Origin of the sequence: Paenarthrobacter sp. MSM-2-10-13 (assembly GCF_011605365.1) — a bacterium.
Lineage (GTDB): Bacteria > Actinomycetota > Actinomycetes > Actinomycetales > Micrococcaceae > Arthrobacter.
Window position 1 is genome coordinate 269,222 of sequence record NZ_JAAOXO010000001.1, and the last position, 18,432, is coordinate 287,653.

Genomic DNA, 18,432 nt, shown 5'->3' on the forward strand with positions numbered 1-18,432 from the left:
GAACCTTAGCTCCCGGCGGCCTCTTCGCGTTCCAAGGCCTGGTCGGGATGGGATCGGCTCAGCAGGGATAACCGGCTGGCGATGCGCGCGAGGTCCACGGGTAGAGCGTTCCCGCTTGCCTCGATGTCCCAGTCGAGGGGGCCGGTGCCGATCAGGAAAAGGGTGATGTCCTGGTCGTAGAGCACATCCACCACGTTGCTGAAGCGCTGCCAGGCCGGCGCGGACGCAGCGTCACCTACCGCTGGCGAAGGGACGTCGTCGATGACCCACGTCCTGAATGTTGCGGCCAGGACCAGAAAGTCCGACGTCGAGGTCAAGCCACCGCACAGTTCCGCAAAACCAACCCACAGAAGGTCCGGGTCGGAGTTCTTGACCACTATCGGCTGGGTTGTCGGCTGCACAACACGTCCCCGGGCTTGCGGCGGCCGGAAAAGTCCGAGGCGGCCCAATTGTCCGCGCGTACCGGGGGAGATGATGCGTCCGGATCGAAATGCCCCGGTCTCCCTGGCAGGGCGGGTTCCAGTGGCTGGATAGCGCCGAAAGTCCGTGCTGCCGTTGATCTCCACCACGTCCATCATGTCCTTGATGGCTTCAATGGTGGGCAGGAAATGGTCATGCCATAGGGGATTGGGCAGCAAATCGTCCGGGGCGTAGTTTGATGTCACCACAAGGGAGACGCGACGCTGCGCGGCGGTCCGCAAGAGTCGGGAAGCTTCGTGGCGGCTTTCGGGGAAGCGCCCGACGGCGGCCTGTCACCTGGGCGCCAAAGGTCGCCAACCGCTCAGCTGCTTGCCGCTGGCTGGGTTCAAAGGCAAAACCGGACTGCCCGGCGTCGTGTGCCATGCCCTCGAGTAAAGTCCTGGCAATGTCGCGTTGACTTTGAGGACGTCCCAAGGAAGGCGTCACAGCCAACCTTTGCGTTTGAAGATGGCGTACATGAGGAGGGCTGCGCCAAACATCAGCCCTACCGCCAGGGGATAACCGAAGTCCCAGTGGAGTTCGGGCATATGGTCGAAGTTCATTCCGTAGACGCCGGCTACGAAGGACGGCGCAAACAAGATGGCCGCCCAGGATGAGATCTTCTTGACCTGCTCGTTTTGGGCGGCGCTTGCCTCGTTTTGGCGGTTGGCCGTTAGCGTCCCATCAAGGGTGAGCGCATTCTGGAGGAGGTCCCTGAACGAGTTGGCCCTTGAGATCACCCGTTGGACGTGGTCCTCCACATCACGGAGGGAGCGCTGGAGCTCGATGTCAACGCCGTACTTTTCGAAGCCCTTTTCCAGGAGCACCATCATGTCCGGCAGGGGGTGGATGGCACGCTGGAACTGGATCACTTCACGGGCCAGCTCATAGATACGACGTGAAACAGCGCTGTCGCCGCTGAAGAGCTGGTCTTCGATCTCGTCGATGTCGTTTTCCAGGCCTGCGACCACGGGAGCGTAATCATCCACCACTTGGTCCAGGAGGGCGTACAGCACAGCCTCGGGGCCATGGCGAAGGAGATCGGGGCGCTCCTCAAGCCGTTTGCGCACTCGAGCCACGCCACCGGTTTCGGCATGGCGGATGGTCACCACAAAGTTTGGTCCGGTGAAGACATGGAGCTCGCCGAATTCCACCGTCTCGGTTTCGTCCAGGTACCGGGCCGGCCGTAGGACGGTGAACAGGTTGTGGTCGTAGCGCTCCAGCTTGGGCCGTTGGTGCGCCGAGACGGCGTCTTCCACGGCGAGGTGGTGAAGCCCGAACTCGTGAGCGACGGCGGCCATCTCATCCTTGGTAGGACGGTACAGCCCAATCCAAGCCATGCCCCCATGTTCGGAGAGCGTCTCAAACGTCTGTTCAAGGTTATGAGGGGTGGCAGTGCGCACGCCGTCTACATATACGGCGTTGTCGATAATGGTCACTGGTTGAACGCTACTGCATGGCACCGATGATGGCGCCCGCAATGGTCATTGCCAGGAGGTCGTGGCCGGAATCAATGACGGTTACTGCGGTGGGGCGGCCAGCGAACCCGTTGTGAATGACATGGCCCCCGGCACGGAATACCAAGGCAAGGATGAGGGCGAAGAAACCGCCGGCAACGAAAGTATTGAGATCCAGGGCGCTGATGAGGACGGCCAGGAGAATGCTGGTCACGGCCGCTGCCACCATCATGGGAACCCAGATGCCCGCTCCGCCTTCGATGTTCTTGAGGTCGTCTTCGGTCTTGCCGATTGCCTGCATCCACCTGCGGCCCAGAACGGCCGGCATGTACCAGACAAAGCCGATCACCATGGATGAAACGAAAGCCAGTAGTACGGCGAGCCAGTTGATCTGGGAAATGTGTGAGAGCCAATCCATGCCTAAAAGCCTAGTCCGTTAGCCCTCCGAGCCGGCGCTCCGGCCCTCTTGCCGGGGCCGTGTTGGCGTTGCCGCCATCCTGCCGATCAATGGCTCCGTGCGGTACGGGATGTGGGTGTGCAGAGCAAGCACCGTTTCGGTTCTGATGACTCCCTTAGTGCGAAGCACCGAGCGCAATGCAGACTGCAGGTTGTGGGTGTCCGTTGCCACCACCCGGCACCACAGGTCGCCGCGACCGGAAATTTCGTGGACCTCCAACACTTGGGGGATCAGGCGCAAGGCGCCAATAACGCCGTCGAGTTCCCGGTGGGTGACTTCAATGGTCACAAAGGCGACGACGTCGTACCCCACCTTTTCGAGGTCTACTTCCCGTCCGGCTGCATGAAGCACCCCGGACCGGAGAAGGCGCTTGACCCGGCTTTGAGCAGTGTTACGCGCTATGCCCAGTTCCTCGCTCAACTCGGCGATCTGGATGCGTGGATCCTTGATGAGTTCCAAGAGGATCTTCAGGTCCATGGGGTCAAGGGTGTTCAAATGTTCACTCCAGCTCATTTGGCTCGCAGTACTTTGAGTATTTTGCTCAATTCTTGCATCTCCATAGCTCTTCGAGGTCAGTGCCATTGCATTCTGTTGCCATCAATACTTAGCCGGACTGCGCTTCCCACAAGGAGATCAACAGCCCGGCTACCGAGCCCGAAGGCAATGAAATGACTGTCTTGAGCGAACTCCGCATGCGCCCGGCCACAGCCGCACGCTGGGGATGGGACGCCTCCACCACCGCCAGGCTGGTCCTGGCCGGGGTTGTGATCTTTACGCTGCTGGTTGGCGCCAACCTCGCTACGCCCTTGTATCCCTTGCTCCAAGCCAGGCTCGGAATGTCATCGCTGGGCGTCACTGTCGCTTTTTCGAGCTACGTCCTTGCCCTGGTAGCCGTCCTCATGGTGGCCGGCCACTGGTCAGACCACATAGGGCGGAGGGCGGCGCTGGTCCTGGCTGTCCTTGTCGGTTTGGCAGGCGGGATCATCTTCGCCAATGCGGACTCGCTGGTCTGGTTGTGCCTTGGCAGGGCGCTGCAGGGCGTGGCCGTGGGACTTGCTACGGGAGCCAGCTCCGCGGCGCTGCGCGAACTGCTTCCCCAGCGACCTGACTGGGCCTCCCGTTTTACACTGCTGTCCTCAGCCGGAGGTGTAGCGGCAGGCCCCGCCATCGGTGGCCTCTTGTCGCTCTTGCCGGACCCCACCCGCACCCCGTACTACGTCCATTCGGCGGTGTTGATTGCTGCCCTCATTCCCCTGTGGCTCCTGAAGGCCAGGCCTGCGATCGCTCCGGCGGAAGGCCCCAAACCCCTCAAGGTCCTGGCTCCCCGGAAGCCGTCCATCTCCCGGGATGCCCGCGGAGCGTTCTGGATGGCTGCGGCAACGGGGTTCCTCAGCTTCGCGGTATTCGGGTTCTGCCTTTCGTTGGCACCCGGATACTTCGCCAGCGTGGTCCACGCCGATTCAAGGCCCCTGATCGGGCTGCTTGCCGGTGTCACTTTGGGTGCCTCGGCCCTGAGCCAGCTGCTGGGTGCCCGTGGAAGCTTGGTTGTTCCTGTGTCCCTTGGCGTGCTGGGGGTCTCGGTGGTTCTGGTGGGAGCCGCGGCGGCGTGGTCCAGCCCTTGGCTGCTGGTGGCTGCCAGCATAACTGCCGGGGTAGGCCAAGGGATTGCCTTCCGGCAGGTTTTCAACGAGGTGGCCGGAAAGGTCGAAGCAGCGCGTCACGCCCAGGTGATCAGCACCGTCTACGTCATCACCTACCTGGGCAGTGCTGTTCCGGTGATTGGGCTGGGACTGGCAGTCACCGCACTCGGCCTGCAGACCGCCGTCGTAGTTTTCACTGCTCTGTGCGGCGTGGCGGCCATGATCCTCGCGGCAGTGTCCCTGCGGAGTTCAGTGTCTCGCCGTAGCGCCCTGTCTCTTCGAGGTTCTTCGGGTTCCTGAGGTTTATTCGGGTAGCGGTCCGCGATTGCCGGGAATGTGCTGGAAGACCATGGTGGTTTCGGTGTGGCCGACCACGGGATCAGTGGCGAGGTTGTCCAGGAGCCAGTTGCGGAGGTCATCTGTGTTGGCGACGGCTATGTGGAGGAGATAGTCCACTGAGCCGGTGGTGTGGAACGTGGAAATGACCGCCGGGAGCTTGGGGACCCTCGCCGTGAAGCGGTCAATCTGGTCACGGTCATGGGCGCGCAGGCGTACAGCGATGAGGGCCTGAACAGAGCGGCCGATGGCCGGCAGGCTCAAGACTGCTTCGAAGCCTTCAATGATTCCGCGTTCGGAGAGCGCCCTGGTGCGCATCAGGGCCGTGGACGGGGCGATCCCCACAAGTTCAGCCAATTGCTTATTGGAGATGCGGGCGTCGTCTACCAACGCTGCGAGAATCCGTTCGTCGATCGCGTCCAGCGGCTCTGCGCTGCTCGGGCTTGACCGAACATTCTTCGTGGGGTTGCTCACGGATCCTCCTGAAATTGCCTTTCATTCATCTTAGGCCGTCAATTCTTCAGGTGACTATCGTTTCAGGGACGAGCGGGCGCCACGTCGCCGGTCCAAGCGTTGGAGCGGCTCGCTCAGGAGCATCAACAGCAGGGGCCAATTTCCCGCGCCGGGGATAACGACGGACAGGACCAGGGCCGCCAGGAAGAGCCCGGAAACGATGAAACTGGCTCGAATGCCCATAACAGCGTCGTCGTCAGACATCTGGTGGAGGTCAGGGTGGGACCGGAGGTAGATGCGGGCCATAAGAAGCATCAGGCTGGTGGCGAATAAGGTTCCTATATAGACCAGTGGCTGTGCCCAATCAGACTCCATCTGGGTGGATAGTGACGTCGCTACGGGCATCACCACAATGGTGAACATCCATCCAACCGTCAACCACAGCAAGCCCGCGTCCACACGCTTGACGCTGTGGAAGATCTTGTGGTGGTGAACCCAAAAAACGGCGATGAGGATGAAACTAAGGGCAAAGCCGAGCAAAGCATACTGTTCCGCAGCCAACCACTCAGCGGTCGTACCGTCGTGGTCAGCAAGTTCTCCCACGCTTTCCATGAGCGGCAAGATCAACAACGTCAAAGCAATCGCCACCACGGCATCCGTAAAGGCCTGCAAACGTTCCGGCGACGACAGCTCCCGGCTTTTCGTGACCTGTGTCATGCCTCCGATTGTAGGGGCAGACCGCCTTGAATCAGCGGGAGTGGCGCGGTGGGCGGTGAACTATCAAGGTGACTGCCGCCGTCGTGCATGACAGTGCGATCACGCTCAATGCCAGAGCCGGCCAGCCAAACGCCTGAAAGGCAAGACCGCCCGCCCAGCCAATGACGCTGGAACCCAGGTAATAGGACAGGTTGTATAAGGACGCTGCTTGCGCCCTGCCTGTTGTGGCGATGGCCCCGGTCCACCCTGAACCCACGCTATGGGCGGCGAAGAAACCGCCGGTGAAGATCACCAGCCCCACCAAGGTGGCTGCCAGGTTATCCACCAACGTCATGGCCAAACCTGCCGACATAATGGCGATACCTGCCACCAGGACGTTCCGCCGTCCAAACCTGGTGGTCAGGCCCGCTGCCCAGCGCGAACTGACCGTCCCGGACAAGTACGCCAGGAAAATGAGGCTCACAACGGTGGCAGGAAGCCCAAAGGGTTCTGCGTGCAAACGGAAGCCAAGGTAGTTATAGACGGCCACGAAGCCACCCATGAGCAGGAACGCCTGCAAGTAGAGGGACAGCAGCTTGGGATTGCTTGAGTGCCCACCCAGGGTCCGGAGAGCTCCGCGAAATCCCAAAGCAGGGGCGGGGCTGAACCTGCGTTGCTTCGGAACAAGCACCAGGAACAGGACAGCTGAGACCGTGGCCAACAGGGATACCGCCAGGGCTGCGGCGCGCCATCCCCATAGTTCTCCAACGGGCCCGGCCACCAGGCGCCCGGCCAGTCCTCCGAGTGTAGTTCCGGCAACGTAGGTGCCGGCTGCCAGCGCCGTGTGGATCTTGGTGACTTCCTCGTTGAGATACGCGATGGCGATTGCGGGGATGCCGCCCAAGGCCATGCCTTCCAAGGTGCGCAGTCCCAGCAACACAGGCACTGTGGGGGCCAGCGGCACCAGCAGACCCAAAAGCGTGGCGGTGGCGATTCCCAAGGTCATGGCGCGGACCCGCCCAATCCTGTCGGCCAGGAATGACCACGGAAGCACGGTGGCGGCCAGGCCTACGGTGGCGAGGGAAATGCTCAAGGCGGCTTCGGCGGCCGTGATCTGCAGCTCAGCCGCCATGAGGGGAAGCACGGCCTGGGTGGAATACAACTGGGCGAAGGTCGCAACGCCGGCGAGGGCCAACGCGGCCAATACGCGGCTGTAACCGCGGGATCCCTTCGCATGCCCGTCCCAGGCTACGGTGCTGGTCACCGAGGTTGTTTTGCTCACTGGGCCAGATTAGGAGGGAGCACACTCCCCGTTCCAATGCATAGGTCTACTAGGATCAATGCATTGACGCATCAATCGTGAATGGCAAAGGAATGCTGTGGAGCCGAATCATCAACAACTCGTCCAGCTTCTGCCCCTGTTGCCCGTCCTGGCTGAACTGGGACGTACGGAACACATGACTGAAACGGCGGAGATCCTCGGCGTGCCCCAGTCAACGGTCAGCCGGGCTGTGGCACGGGCCAGCGCCATAGTCGGCGTGGATCTGCTCATCCGGGACGGCAGGGGGATCCGGCTTACGTCAGCAGCCAGGACCTTGCTGCCCTACATTGAGGCAGCACTCCAGGATTTTCAGTCGGGGCTGGACAAGGTACGGCACGAATCGGACGTGGTGCGCGGGCGCATAGGGGTCTCCTTCCAGCACACCTTTGGCGAAGCGACGCTGCCCCTTCTCATCAGTGCCTTCCGCAGCCGGTACCCGCATACGGTCTTCGAACTCTGGCAGGGTCCCCGCGACGACTGCCTGACGCAGCTGGCCAGCGGGGACATGGATTTCGCCCTCACGGCGCCTATTGCACCGGAGGGGCGGGGCGTTCGTGCCATGCCGCTGTACCGCGAACCGTTGCGGGCCGTCCTTCACTACAGGCATCCCTTGGCGGAGCGGAGCAGCGTGCACCTCTCCGAGCTCCGGCACGATCCCTACATCACCCTGCCCGAGGGAGTGGGCCTGCGGGCGCTTGGGGAGGCGCTGCTGCGGGAAGCCGGCTTTCGTCCGCGGATTGCCTTTGAAGTCCAGGAGTCCACCTCGGCCCGTGGCCTGGTCTCCGCCGGGCTGGGGTTCAGCATCCTGCCCCCGGCAGGCCCCGGGGCCGGGACAGGGCAGTTCCTTCCGAAGGCCGAACTCGGGCTCGTGGAAGTAGCCATCGAATCGGACCTGGCCTTCCGGCAGATTGGTCTTGCCTGGCGGGAGCGAAGCTTTGAGCCGGACGCCGTCAAGCTGTTCCGCGAACTCGTGGTCAATGAGGGCGGGGAGTTGCTCGCCGAACTCGTCAGAGCCCGTTCAGGAACTCCCTGAACACGTCCGTCGCGGATCCTCCTCTGGCCTGCTGCCAGCCGGTCCCGGCCCATAGGTTGAGGCGATGAGGATCTCCGGCAGCAGATGCTGCACTCCGGACAGGGCTGGTGAGATGGTGGATCGCGGGATAGCCTTCCGGCGCGTCCCGGTGGTCCCGGACGAAGTCGTTAACCAGGGAACGGGCCCATCGTCCCGTGAAAGCCCGCGTCATTGCCGTCTCCGTAAATGCCGGATCGCCCAGCGCGTCCTTATGCGGCTTCCGTGCACCGCTCTCCTCGGTGCGCACCAAAGCGGTACCCACCTGCGCGGCCTCCGCACCCGCTGCCAGCACTTCACGCAGCGCGGAACTGTCCATGATGGCGCCTGCCGCAATGAGCGGAAGCCCGACGGCGGCACGCACCTGGGCGACCAGTTCCGCCGTCGTACGGGCTAATGGTTCCCGGCCGCCAGGCAGAAAGGCTGCCGCGTGTCCCCCCGCGGAGCTATGTTGCACGGCGATGGCATCAGGGCCTTCCTCTGCCGCAGCTAGAGCTTCCTCCACACTGGTGACACTGGAGATGACCCGGCTGCCGGCTTTTTGCAGGGCCCGGACCACCGGCTTTCCCGGGAGGCCAAACGCGAAGCTTACAAACTCCACCGGGTCGGCCAGCAGGGCGTCGATCTTGTCCTGCCATGAGTCGTCGTCATTGAGCCGAAGGGGCGGAATCGATACACCGTAGCGGGCTGCCTCGGTTTCCAATGCGGCACGGTACGCCTCCAGGCTTGCCTGGGCTTGAGGAGTTGGAGGGAGCTGACTTGCATCCGGTACGAACACATTCATGCCAAACGGAACGTTGAGGGCCCGCGTGGCAGCGATTTCGGCCGTCATGGCTTCGGGGCTCTTGTATCCGGCTGCGATGAAACCCAGCCCACCACCCTCATGAACTGCCTTCACCAACGCCGGTGTGGACGTTCCCCCAGCCATGGGAGCTGCAATAAACGGTGTTCCAAACAACGATTCGGACATGTGCGGTTTCTCCTCCGGACGCTCCAAGCTAGTCTTTCACGGTGAACAATCCTGACTCTGGCCAGCATTCCCACGCCCGCCCGGAAGCCGTGAGCGGCACCGTCATAGGGCTCGACATTGGCGGCACAAAGACCCGCGGCGTTCGGTTCGAAAACGGTACGCCGGTCCGTGATGAGAATGCAGGCAGTTCCAACGTCCAGAACGTCAGCCGGGAGCAAGCCGCAGCCAACCTGGCTGAGCTGTTCGGGAAGATCGGTGGCGGCCATGTCGATCAGGTGTACGCCGGTGCCGGCGGTATCGATACCGACCAAGACGCCCAGGCGCTGGCTGATCTGATTGCACCGCATGCGCCGGGCGCGCGCATCACTGTGGTGCACGATTCGCGCCTGTTGCTGGCAGCAGGGGGAGCGAGCACGGGCGTGGCAGTCATCGCCGGCACCGGATCAGCCGCGTGGGGCAGGAACGAAGCCGGCGAGGAAGCTCGCGCGGGCGGCTGGGGCTACCTCCTGGGCGACGAAGGAAGTGGTTACTGGCTGGGGCGCGAAGCGGTGCGCCACAGCCTGCGCCGGATGAACCAGGGCCTGGAGCCTGATCGGCTTAGCCGGGCATTGTTGGAATCCGTCGGTGTGGACGAGCCGGGCAAGCTGATCGCATTGTTCCACTCCCCGGATACGGGCCGTCGCTATTGGGCGCAGCAGGCCCGGTTGGTGGTGGAAACCGCCGACGCCGGTGATGAAACCTGCCGGGCATTGGTGGATCAGGCGGGTGGTGACCTGGCTGACCTTGCCGAACAAGCCGTCCGTCAACTCGGCCTCGACGGTCCGGTGATTCTCGGCAGCGGACTCGGCATGAACGTCCCCCGGCTTCAGGAAGCATTCAAGGCCAAGCTGGCCGAGGGCGGTATCACTGATGTGCGCATCCTCCAGCAGGACCCCGTGTTTGGTGTCCCGCGGCTTGTAGCGGAGCAGCGACCCTAGCGAAGTTTTTGTACACCTAATGACCTCAAAGGGGCCTCTTTAGGGCATTAGCTGTACAAAATCTCAGCCGCGGGTTCGTGGACGCAGCTTTACACCCGGCAGGGGCGGGGCCGGAATGCGGCCGGCTTCCGGACCTGCGTCAGGGCCATGGCCGGGAACGAAACCGAAGCGTGAGCTGGCGGCAGCATCGTCGTCGAGCAGCCCTTCGGCTTCCCATTCCTCACGGGCCTTCTCCACTTCTTCGTGCGTCCTGCCTACAAAGTTCCACCACATGAGCAGGTCTTCACCGAACGGTTCGCCGCCGAGGAGCATGAAGCGGGTGTCCGGCTGCGCTTCCACAAAAAGGCTGGACCTTCCGGCTCCCAGGTAGGCCAGGGGGCCCGCTTCAATGTCCTCACCATCGATCAAGAGGTGGCCGTCAAGGACCAACACTGCGTGCTCGAAGTCCGGCCGTAACGGCAGTTCAAGGGAGCCTGTTCCGGTGATGTCCGCTCCAACTATGGGGCTGAACATGGTGGCGGGGGAACGGTGACCGGCAAACTCTCCCACCATAACGGTGGCCCTGAACCCATCGCCCACTGCCACCGGCAGATTCTTCACTTGTTCAAAGGACGGCGCCCGGTGCCGGTGCTCGTCCGGTAGCGCCACCCACAGTTGGAGTCCGCGGGACATGGGAATTTCTTCCACCAACGCAGCGGAGCCGCCCTGGGGTCCGGCTGTAAGGACAGAGAACTCGGAGTGGGAGATGCCATGGCCTGCTGTCATGATGTTCAGCTCACCGGGCTGGACTACAACATCGCTACCCACGCTGTCGCGGTGCCGGACCGAGCCTTCCATGGGCCAGGTGACGGTTTGAAGCCCGCAGTGCGGGTGGGGGAGTACGCTCATGGCCACCCGATCCGGACCGAAGCTGTCCAGGAAGCACCACGCACCTACGGTGGGCAGTCCCCGCTGGGGCAGTGTCCGCATCACGTTCATGGCGCGCACTCCACCCAAAGGAACCTCGCGCTCGGGCCACAGCTGAACGCAGGGACCTTGACCTTCCGGAGCCGCGGGGCAGACTTCTTGGGCGGGGGAAGTATCAAGATTGGTCATGTGATCATCGCCTGTGCATAAATGTTGGAAATTGAGCTAATCTGTTGCACGTGAACAACGCCCTCCTGAGCTACCGTGACGCTGTCCTTTACCGTTCGGGTGAACCGTATCGCATCCTCGCCGGAGCCATCCACTACTTCCGTGTTCACCCGGCCCTGTGGCAGGACCGGTTGCGTCGGCTCAAAGCGATGGGCGCCAACACGGTGGACACGTACGTTGCTTGGAACTTCCACCAGCCTAAGCGCGATGAGGCGCCCGACTTTAGCGACTGGCGAGACCTGGGCCGGTTCATCGACCTCGCCGCCGAGGAAGGGCTGGATGTCATCGTCCGCCCCGGCCCCTATATCTGCGCCGAATGGGACAACGGCGGCTTCCCCGCCTGGCTGACCGGCATCCCCGGCATCGGCCTGCGCTGCATGGACCCGGTCTTTACCGCTGCCATCGAGGAATGGTTCGATCACTTGCTTCCCATCGTCGCCTCACGGCAGGCGTCCGCGGGTGGCCCGGTGGTGGCGGTACAAATCGAGAATGAGTACGGCAGCTACGGCGATGACCACGAGTACATTCGCTGGAACCGGCGCGCACTGGAGGACCGCGGCATCACTGAGCTCCTTTTCACCGCCGACGGCGGCACGGACTACTTCCTCGACGGCGGCGCGGTGGAAGGCACCTGGGCGACGGCGACGCTGGGAAGCCGGGGCGACGAAGCGATGGCCACATGGCAGCGACGCCGGCCCGGCGAACCCTTCTTCAACGTGGAGTTCTGGGGAGGCTGGTTCGATCACTGGGGTGAACACCATCACCGCCGGGATGCCGATGAAGCTGCTGTTGAAGCGCGCAAGATGCTGGACCTTGGCGGATCGATCTGCGTCTACATGGCCCATGGCGGGACCAACTTCGGCCTCAGCTCCGGAAGTAACCACGATGGCACCATGCTGCAGCCGACGGTCACCAGCTACGACTCGGACGCGCCCATCGCAGAGAACGGCGCACTGACGGCCAAGTTCCATGCCTTCCGCAAAGAGTTCTTCCGCGCCCAGGGAATCGAAGAGCTGCCCGAGCTGCCCGCTGAATTGCTGGCTGACGCTCCCGTACTGCCCGCCCAGTCCTTGCCTCTGAGCGATGGCCTGGACCTGTTGGAGTTGGCGCGCTCCGCCGGAACGCCGATAACCAGTGTCAAGCCACTGGGCTTCGAGCAGCTGGGACTCGACACCGGCATGGTCCTCTACGCCTCCGAAGCCATCCTTCCCGGGCGCGCCGATGCTCCCACAGAGAGCCGGTTGAAGATCACAGGGCTTAACGACCGTGCCTACGTGTGGGTGGACGGCACCTTCGCCGGGGTCCTTGATGACGTCACAGGAGCGGAGGGTCTCGCCGTTACGGGCACAGGCGTCGCCGCCAAGCTGGAGATCCTCGTAGAGAACCTGGGCCGCATCAATTACGGCCCCCTGACGGGTCACGGCAAAGGAATTCTGGGCGGCGTTCTGGTCAACCAGCGCTACACCTTCCACTGGACACAGACCCCCGTGGCGCTCGCCGACTGGAAGCTTGAAGACCTTGAAAGCTTGGCAGGAGCCGACTTCGAGGTGGACGAGCCGGCCGACACCTATATCGCATTGCCGGATTCCGGGAAGGGCTTCGTTTGGCTCAACGGGTTCCTGCTGGGCAGGTACTGGGAGAAGGGCCCACAGGTGACCCTCTACGCACCCGCTCCGTTGCTAAAAGAAGGCCGCAACAGCATCAAGGTGCTTGAACTCGTGAAGCCGGGGACCGTCGTCGAACTTCGTGAGGCGCCGGACCTTGGTTCCGAAGAAGCAAGCCCCATCGAGGCCGCCGAACTTCCCTAGCGTTCGACGCAAGGATTTATGCTGACACCATGACCCTGCAGTTCGATACCCGCCCAGCCGCTTACGCCGTGATGATCCATGAAGGGAAGATCCTGCTGGCGTATTGGAAGCAGGACGGCAAAGAAGGTTGGACATTGCCGGGCGGCGGCTTGGATCTGGCAGAACATCCTGTGGATGGTTGCAGTCGTGAGGTCTTTGAGGAAACCGGATACGAAGCCAGGATTGAACGAATGCTGGGTATCGACGTCGGACACTGGCCGGGCGAGATCCGCCCCGACGGTTCGGTGAAGGATTTTCAAGCCCTCAGGCTGGTCTACGAGGCCACAGTCGTGGGCGGCGAACTGACACACGAAGTGGATGGCAGCACCACCCACGCAGCATGGATCCCGCTGGAGGACGTACAGAAACTCAACCGCGTCTCCTTGGTGGATACAGCACTCCGCCTACACCGGGAGCGTCCTGCCAACGGAAAACTGAGCTAAAGCCTAGCCAAGAGCACTTCGCCTTGGCTACGCTATACATCGTTGCCGGCTCACCAGTTGCCGGCGCGGATGCCGAGGAGGTGGATTTGATGATTGCAGCGATCTTGCGCGCCCCGCACTCAGTTGCGGCGCGCCGTCATCAGCCCACCATTCCTGTCCCGGCGTCAGCCTGCCACAAGTAGGCGGCCGGGCCTCAGCAGAGGCATTTCATTGAACACTTACGCTTCTTCAAGCAACCCTTCATTTAGTTCCATCCAGCAGTTGCCAGGCATTCAGCAGTTACCAGGACCCGTGCAATTCGGGTTCACCGAGAAAACCGCGGACCTTTTCCGAGCCCATGTCGCTCCGGACGGCCAGGAAACGGCCGTCCCCGGCCGCGTAGTCCGCTTGGATCGGAACCGGGTCCTTGTAGCCTCGGCAGAAGGCCTCCTGCATCTGCCGTATCCACACCACGGCCTTGTGCCGGCCACAGGGGACTGGGTCTGGCTCGGCCACAACAACGCCGGTGAGGCGGCAGTCGTCGAGGTCCTGCCCCGCCATTCCGCTCTAAGCCGTAAGCGTGCCTTTGAGGCATCCTCGGAGGAACAGATCCTGGGCAGCAACATTGACATTGTTGCCGTTGTGGTCCCCGTGGATCGTCCGCTGACACATAACCGGCTCGAGCGGACGCTGGTGGCGGCATGGGATTCCGGTGCCACGCCGCTGGTGGTCATCACCAAAGCAGACCTCGCCCACCTTGCGGACGACGTTGTAGGGGAGGTTATCCTGCAGGCCGCCGGCGTGGACGTTGTCACTACCTCCGCGGAGCACGGCGAAGGCCTGGAGGAACTGATGCAGCACATACCCCAAGGTGCCACGTTGGTATTACTGGGTCCTTCCGGCGCCGGTAAGTCAACACTCATTAACGCCCTCGCCGGGCGTGACATCCAACAGACAGGTTCCGTCCGAGCCGGTGACGGCAAAGGCAAGCACACCACCACCTCGCGGGAGCTGGTGCCTCTAGCCGGTGGCGCCGTACTCATGGATACCCCGGGAGTCCGTGGCTTCGGGCTCTTCGACGCCGATGAGGGCATGGAGGAAATGTTCGGCGATCTGGAGGAACTTTTCTCCAAATGCCGCTTTACGGACTGCGCGCATCAAGCAGAGCCGGGATGTGCGGTTCAGGAGGCGCTCGCGGAGGAAACCCTTGATCACCGGCGTTGGGCCAGTTACCTCAAGCTGCAACGCGAATTGGCAGCCTTGGCCAGAAAACACGATGCGGCCGCACGCCGCGCCTACCAGCGTGAATGGCACCAGAAGGTGATGTCGGCTGACCGGGGCCAGCGCGCCGCTGAGCGGTACAGGCACGATCAAGCTGAGGAGCGGGCCGGAAAAGGCGGCAAACGACGGAAACGCTGAACATTGCCGATTCATTACGGAACTCGTGGCGGCGCTGACATCGTCGGTGGTGCTGGCTACGCTGGGTGAAGATTGCTTTGCAGCCAAGTAATAAGAGTGCATATGATCATCAGGCTCTACCGATGTTCTCCTCCACAGATAGGTAAGCCCGGGTATGGCCGAAGCCATGATTGAGTTCAAGAGCGTCACCAAGCAATACCAAGGCGGGCAACCGGCGGTGGATGCCCTCACCATGTCCATCGACAAGGGCGCTATTACTGTGTTCGTCGGCCCCTCGGGCTGCGGCAAGACAACCTCCCTGCGCATGATCAACCGGATGGTGGAGCCCACCAGCGGAACCATCACCGTTGCCGGGGAAGATGTCTCGCGGGTTCCCGCAGCCCAGCTTCGTCGTTCCATGGGTTACGTGATGCAGTCATCAGGCCTGCTGCCGCACCGTTCCGTGCTGGACAACATCGCTACGGTTCCGCGGCTCAACGGCGTTCCCAAAGCGGCGGCGAGGAAACGCGCTGCGGAACTGCTCGACGTCGTCGGGTTGGCTTCCGTTCTGGGCAAACGGTATCCGTCGCAACTTTCGGGTGGTCAGCAGCAGCGTGTGGGGGTTGCCCGGGCGCTCGCTGCTGATCCGCCGGTACTGCTGATGGACGAGCCCTTCAGTGCCGTGGATCCTGTGGTCCGTGACGAACTTCAGCAGGAACTTCTCCGACTTCAGCGGGAGCTGGCCAAGACCATCGTGTTCGTCACCCACGACATCGACGAGGCAACCGTTCTTGGCGACAAAGTGGCTGTTTTCGCCGTCGGGGGAAAGCTCGCACAGTACTCGGCGCCGGAAGAGATTCTGCGCGCACCCGCCAACGACTTCGTTGCCTCCTTCGTGGGACGTGACCGCGGTTTCCGGCACTTGGCCTTCAACGCCGCAGATGCCGTGACCTTGCACCCGGTGACCATGGTGAGTCCCTCCGACGGCCACCACGCGGGACGCCAATCGGGGGAGTGGGCATTGGTGGTCGATGACGCTTCGAGGCCACTGGGCTGGTCCTCGCCGCGCGACGGCGCCGGACTGATCCCCGGAGGGTCACTCTTTCGCAAGGGAGACACTTTGCGGCGGGCGCTGGACGCGGCGTTGTCGTCGCCGTCCGGCCTTGGCGTTGCGGTAGACGACGACGGCCGGGTGGCCGGAGTCCTGAAGGCCCCGGAAGTCCTGGCACTGATCGAAGAAGTCCGCCACCACAGGGAGGATGCCACCTGATGGAGTGGTTCCTTGCCAACAGTGGCATGGTCCTGGGGCTGGCCGGTCAGCACATTGTCCTGGCCGTCATCCCCATGATCCTTGGCCTGCTGATTTCGGTTCCCCTGGCCCAGTTGGCCAGACGTAACAGCACGCTCAGGTCAGTAGTGGCCACTGCGACGTCGCTGCTCTACACCATTCCATCACTGGCCCTGTTCATTATTCTTCCCACCATCCTGGGCACGCGGATCCTGGATCCCCTGAATGTGGTGGTGGCGCTGACAATCTATGCGGTGGCCCTGCTGGTGCGTGCTGCGATGGATGCCTTCGACTCCGTTGACGACGACCTCCGGAACGCTGCGGTGGCCATGGGTTTCAAACCCTTGGCACGCTTCTTCCAGGTGGACCTTCCCCTGTCCCTGCCAGTGCTGTTCGCAGGTCTCCGTGTGGTTTCGGTCAGCAATATCTCCCTGGTGAGCGTGGCGGCACTGCTGGGGGTGGGCAACCTGGGGGTCCTTTTCACGGATGGCTTGCAGCGCACCTTCATTACCGAAGTGGTGGTGGGCATCATCGCCATCCTGGTGCTGGCGCTGTTGATGGATGCAGTGCTGGTGGTCTTGGAGCGGCTGTTGACCCCATGGACCCGGGCAGCTGGTGGAAAGTCGCCGCGTCCGGACACCAACGCCCTGGTAACTGAGCCCAAGACCGGGGCTGCCAAGCCCGTCGCGGCAGTACGCCCGGATCCGGGAGCGTCTGCATGAACATCTTTGCCGAAACCATCGCCTGGCTGACCAACCCCAAAAACTGGACCGGTAGCGGGGGAATCCCCACCCGCTTGCTGGAGCACCTGCAGTACAGCGCGTTGGTCCTGGTTATCGCCGCTGCGATCGCCATACCCATCGGCCTCTATATTGGGCACACCGGCCGTGGCCGCGTAGTTGCGGTTGCCGTGGCGGGCGCTTTGCGTGCTCTCCCCACGCTCGGGTTGCTGGTCCTTTTTGCGTTGCTGGCCGGTAGTGGCCTGATGCCTCCTGTGTGGGCGCTTGTCATTCTCACTGTGCCGCCGCTGCTGGCCGGGACCTATGCCGGCATTTCCAGCGTTGACGCCACTGTGGTGGACGCCGCCCGGGCCATGGGGATGACCGAACTTCAGATCCTGTTTCGGGTGGAAGTACCCAACGGGTTGCAGGTGATGTTCGGCGGTATTCGCACCGCCGTTCTGCAGGTCATTGCCACAGTCTCCGTGGTTGCCTACCTACCGTTGGGCGGGCTGGGCCGGTATCTATTCGATGGCCTGGTCCTGCAGGATTTCCCCAGGATGCTCGGTGGTTCCCTGCTCATAGCGGGGCTGGCCATTGCCGTGGACCTGGTCCTCGCCGGAGTGCAACGGCTCGTTATTTCGCCAGGACTCACCCTCGACTCTCGCGGCCGCCAGAAGGCAGCCGACGATCTCACAGCCGCGGCTCCCGCCGAGGCTGCCGTTCAAGGAGGTACACCATGAAAAACCCCGTCCCCATGACCCTGACGCGCCGTGGTCTCGGCGGCCTCGCCGCTGGACTGGGCGTGGCCCTCGCTTTGAGCGCGTGCGGCGGCAGCCCCTTGGCCACCCCGTCCACCTCCGCAGCCAGTGGCTCCGCCGAAGGCGGCTCGTTGGTGGTTGGCTCCGCTGACTTCCCGGAGAGCCAGGTTGTCGCAGAGATCTATGTGGGTGCCCTCAACGCTGCTGGTCTGACGGCAACGTCCAAGCCGAATATCGGTTCGCGCGAGATCTACTTCAAGGCGGTCCAGGACGGCTCCATAGACCTCGTCCCGGACTACTCCGGCAACCTCCTGTCCTATGTGGACACGGAAGCTACCGAGGTCTCCGCCGACGACGTTTACAAGGCACTCCCAGGCAAGCTTCCGGAAGGCCTTGCAGTCCTGGAGCCGGCCAAGGCCGAGTCCAAGGACGCCATGGTTGTCACCAAGGCCACCGCCGAGAAGTACCAGCTGAAGTCCATCGAGGACCTGGCGAAGGTGTGCAAGGACTTCACCATGGCTGCACCGGCCACTTTCGAGACCCGCGCCTACGGCTTCCCGGGACTGAAGGCCAACTACGGTTGTGAGCTCAAGGGTTTGCAGCCTTTCAATGACGGTGGCGGCAATCTGACGCTCCAGGCCCTCCTCGAAGACAAGGTCCAGGTGGCGGACATTTACACCACCACTCCGTCCATCGCAGATAATGACCTTGTGGTCCTGGAGGATCCGAAGAACAACTTCAAGGCCCAGCAGGTCCTGCCGTTGGTCAAGGAAGCCAAGATGACGGACAAGGCCAAGGAAGCACTCAACAACGTCTCCAAGATCCTCACCACCGAGGACCTGATCAACCTGAACCGCGCAGTCAGTGGCGACCAGAAGCAGGCCCCCAAGGACGCAGCCGCAGCCTGGCTGAAGGACAAGGGAATCGTCAAGTAACACCTGAACAAAACCGCGTACGACGGCGGTGACGGGCCCGCGCGGGACCGTCACCGCCGTCGTCGTTTCTGTGAGTTAAGTCTCAGCTAAACT

The 18,432-nt window shown here is 62.7% G+C and carries 19 protein-coding genes; 10 read left to right on the plus strand and 9 right to left on the minus strand.

The window, feature by feature from the left end; all coding sequences use genetic code 11:
• Window positions 1-5: 5 nt before the first annotated feature.
• From zapE to HAV21_RS01335, 4 genes are all read right to left on the minus strand, one after another.
• Window positions 6-701, minus strand: coding sequence for an AFG1/ZapE family ATPase (gene zapE, locus HAV21_RS01320; RefSeq protein WP_243753077.1), 696 nt, complete (start codon window positions 699-701; stop codon window positions 6-8).
• Between the two features lie 201 nt (window positions 702-902).
• A complete protein-coding gene (gene corA, locus HAV21_RS01325) occupies window positions 903-1,898 on the minus strand; it encodes a magnesium/cobalt transporter CorA (RefSeq protein ID WP_142938440.1) in 996 nt (331 codons plus the stop codon).
• 10 nt (window positions 1,899-1,908) lie between these two features.
• Complete coding sequence (locus HAV21_RS01330) at window positions 1,909-2,334, minus strand: DUF1761 domain-containing protein (RefSeq protein ID WP_166840006.1); 426 nt, start codon at window positions 2,332-2,334, stop codon at window positions 1,909-1,911.
• Between the two features lie 18 nt (window positions 2,335-2,352).
• A complete protein-coding gene (locus HAV21_RS01335) occupies window positions 2,353-2,868 on the minus strand; it encodes an Lrp/AsnC family transcriptional regulator (RefSeq protein WP_243753078.1) in 516 nt (171 codons plus the stop codon).
• A 173-nt stretch (window positions 2,869-3,041) separates the two neighbouring features.
• On the opposite strand from HAV21_RS01335, the gene HAV21_RS01340 reads away from it, so the two are divergent.
• On the plus strand, window positions 3,042-4,313 hold the full coding sequence (locus HAV21_RS01340; RefSeq protein WP_166840008.1) for an MFS transporter: 1,272 nt from the start codon (window positions 3,042-3,044) through the stop codon (window positions 4,311-4,313).
• Between the two features lie 3 nt (window positions 4,314-4,316).
• Here the strand turns inward: HAV21_RS01340 and HAV21_RS01345 are convergent, their stop codons facing one another.
• Genes HAV21_RS01345 through HAV21_RS01355 form a run of 3 tightly spaced genes read right to left on the minus strand, consistent with a single transcriptional unit; the run spans window position 4,317 to window position 6,780 of the window.
• A complete protein-coding gene (locus HAV21_RS01345) occupies window positions 4,317-4,823 on the minus strand; it encodes an Lrp/AsnC family transcriptional regulator (protein WP_166840010.1) in 507 nt (168 codons plus the stop codon).
• Window positions 4,824-4,877: 54 nt separating this feature from the next.
• The gene (locus HAV21_RS01350) at window positions 4,878-5,519 is read right to left on the minus strand and encodes a TMEM175 family protein (RefSeq protein ID WP_166840013.1); all 642 of its coding nucleotides are present in this window, start codon (window positions 5,517-5,519) and stop codon (window positions 4,878-4,880) included.
• Between the two features lie 31 nt (window positions 5,520-5,550).
• On the minus strand, window positions 5,551-6,780 hold the full coding sequence (locus HAV21_RS01355) for an MFS transporter (protein ID WP_166840015.1): 1,230 nt from the start codon (window positions 6,778-6,780) through the stop codon (window positions 5,551-5,553).
• Between the two features lie 97 nt (window positions 6,781-6,877).
• Here HAV21_RS01355 and HAV21_RS01360 point away from each other — a divergent pair, with 97 nt between their 5' ends.
• Window positions 6,878-7,852, plus strand: coding sequence for a LysR family transcriptional regulator (locus tag HAV21_RS01360; protein WP_166840017.1), 975 nt, complete (start codon window positions 6,878-6,880; stop codon window positions 7,850-7,852).
• Here the strand turns inward: HAV21_RS01360 and HAV21_RS01365 are convergent.
• A complete protein-coding gene (locus tag HAV21_RS01365) occupies window positions 7,827-8,858 on the minus strand; it encodes a nitronate monooxygenase (RefSeq protein WP_208095754.1) in 1,032 nt (343 codons plus the stop codon). The two genes, HAV21_RS01360 and HAV21_RS01365, sit on opposite strands and share 26 nt — an antisense overlap.
• 41 nt (window positions 8,859-8,899) lie before the next feature.
• On the opposite strand from HAV21_RS01365, the gene HAV21_RS01370 reads away from it, so the two are divergent.
• Window positions 8,900-9,835: a BadF/BadG/BcrA/BcrD ATPase family protein gene (locus HAV21_RS01370; protein ID WP_166840021.1), complete on the plus strand. Its 936-nt coding sequence runs from the start codon at window positions 8,900-8,902 to the stop codon at window positions 9,833-9,835.
• 63 nt (window positions 9,836-9,898) lie between these two features.
• Here the strand turns inward: HAV21_RS01370 and HAV21_RS01375 are convergent, their stop codons facing one another.
• Window positions 9,899-10,930 carry a pirin family protein gene (locus HAV21_RS01375; RefSeq protein WP_142938449.1) on the minus strand — a complete coding sequence of 344 codons (1,032 nt, stop codon included), beginning with the start codon at window positions 10,928-10,930 and terminating at the stop codon, window positions 9,899-9,901.
• A 50-nt stretch (window positions 10,931-10,980) separates the two neighbouring features.
• Between HAV21_RS01375 and HAV21_RS01380 the strand changes: the two genes are divergently transcribed.
• The 7 genes from HAV21_RS01380 to HAV21_RS01410 all read left to right on the plus strand — a co-directional run bounded on the left by HAV21_RS01380 (window position 10,981) and on the right by HAV21_RS01410 (window position 18,339).
• On the plus strand, window positions 10,981-12,777 hold the full coding sequence (locus tag HAV21_RS01380) for a beta-galactosidase family protein (RefSeq protein WP_166840023.1): 1,797 nt from the start codon (window positions 10,981-10,983) through the stop codon (window positions 12,775-12,777).
• A 29-nt stretch (window positions 12,778-12,806) separates the two neighbouring features.
• Window positions 12,807-13,259, plus strand: coding sequence for an NUDIX domain-containing protein (locus HAV21_RS01385; RefSeq protein WP_166840025.1), 453 nt, complete (start codon window positions 12,807-12,809; stop codon window positions 13,257-13,259).
• Between the two features lie 210 nt (window positions 13,260-13,469).
• On the plus strand, window positions 13,470-14,657 hold the full coding sequence (gene rsgA, locus HAV21_RS01390; RefSeq protein WP_166840027.1) for a ribosome small subunit-dependent GTPase A: 1,188 nt from the start codon (window positions 13,470-13,472) through the stop codon (window positions 14,655-14,657).
• Window positions 14,658-14,811: 154 nt separating this feature from the next.
• A complete protein-coding gene (locus HAV21_RS01395; protein WP_166840029.1) occupies window positions 14,812-15,906 on the plus strand; it encodes an ATP-binding cassette domain-containing protein in 1,095 nt (364 codons plus the stop codon).
• Entirely contained in the window at window positions 15,906-16,646 is a 741-nt protein-coding gene (locus HAV21_RS01400) for an ABC transporter permease (RefSeq protein WP_166840031.1), read from the plus strand. The genes HAV21_RS01395 and HAV21_RS01400 overlap by 1 nt, the downstream gene beginning before the upstream one ends.
• Entirely contained in the window at window positions 16,643-17,386 is a 744-nt protein-coding gene (locus HAV21_RS01405) for an ABC transporter permease subunit (RefSeq protein WP_166840032.1), read from the plus strand. The genes HAV21_RS01400 and HAV21_RS01405 overlap by 4 nt, the downstream gene beginning before the upstream one ends.
• Complete coding sequence (locus HAV21_RS01410) at window positions 17,383-18,339, plus strand: ABC transporter substrate-binding protein (RefSeq protein ID WP_142938456.1); 957 nt, start codon at window positions 17,383-17,385, stop codon at window positions 18,337-18,339. The genes HAV21_RS01405 and HAV21_RS01410 overlap by 4 nt, the downstream gene beginning before the upstream one ends.
• Window positions 18,340-18,432 lie beyond the last annotated feature (93 nt).

What these genes read in the sequence shown, in the direction of transcription:
- HAV21_RS01330 (WP_166840006.1), bottom strand. Translation starts at nt 2,334, where the DNA reads ATGGATTGGCTCTCACACATTTCCCAGATCAACTGGCTCGCCGTACTA.
- HAV21_RS01340 (WP_166840008.1), top strand. Translation starts at nt 3,042, where the DNA reads ATGACTGTCTTGAGCGAACTCCGCATGCGCCCGGCCACAGCCGCACGC.
- HAV21_RS01350 (WP_166840013.1), bottom strand. Translation starts at nt 5,519, where the DNA reads ATGACACAGGTCACGAAAAGCCGGGAGCTGTCGTCGCCGGAACGTTTG.
- HAV21_RS01365 (WP_208095754.1), bottom strand. Translation starts at nt 8,858, where the DNA reads ATGTCCGAATCGTTGTTTGGAACACCGTTTATTGCAGCTCCCATGGCT.
- HAV21_RS01375 (WP_142938449.1), bottom strand. Translation starts at nt 10,930, where the DNA reads ATGACCAATCTTGATACTTCCCCCGCCCAAGAAGTCTGCCCCGCGGCT.
- HAV21_RS01385 (WP_166840025.1), top strand. Translation starts at nt 12,807, where the DNA reads ATGACCCTGCAGTTCGATACCCGCCCAGCCGCTTACGCCGTGATGATC.
- HAV21_RS01395 (WP_166840029.1), top strand. Translation starts at nt 14,812, where the DNA reads ATGGCCGAAGCCATGATTGAGTTCAAGAGCGTCACCAAGCAATACCAA.
- HAV21_RS01400 (WP_166840031.1), top strand. Translation starts at nt 15,906, where the DNA reads ATGGAGTGGTTCCTTGCCAACAGTGGCATGGTCCTGGGGCTGGCCGGT.
- HAV21_RS01405 (WP_166840032.1), top strand. Translation starts at nt 16,643, where the DNA reads ATGAACATCTTTGCCGAAACCATCGCCTGGCTGACCAACCCCAAAAAC.
- HAV21_RS01410 (WP_142938456.1), top strand. Translation starts at nt 17,383, where the DNA reads ATGAAAAACCCCGTCCCCATGACCCTGACGCGCCGTGGTCTCGGCGGC.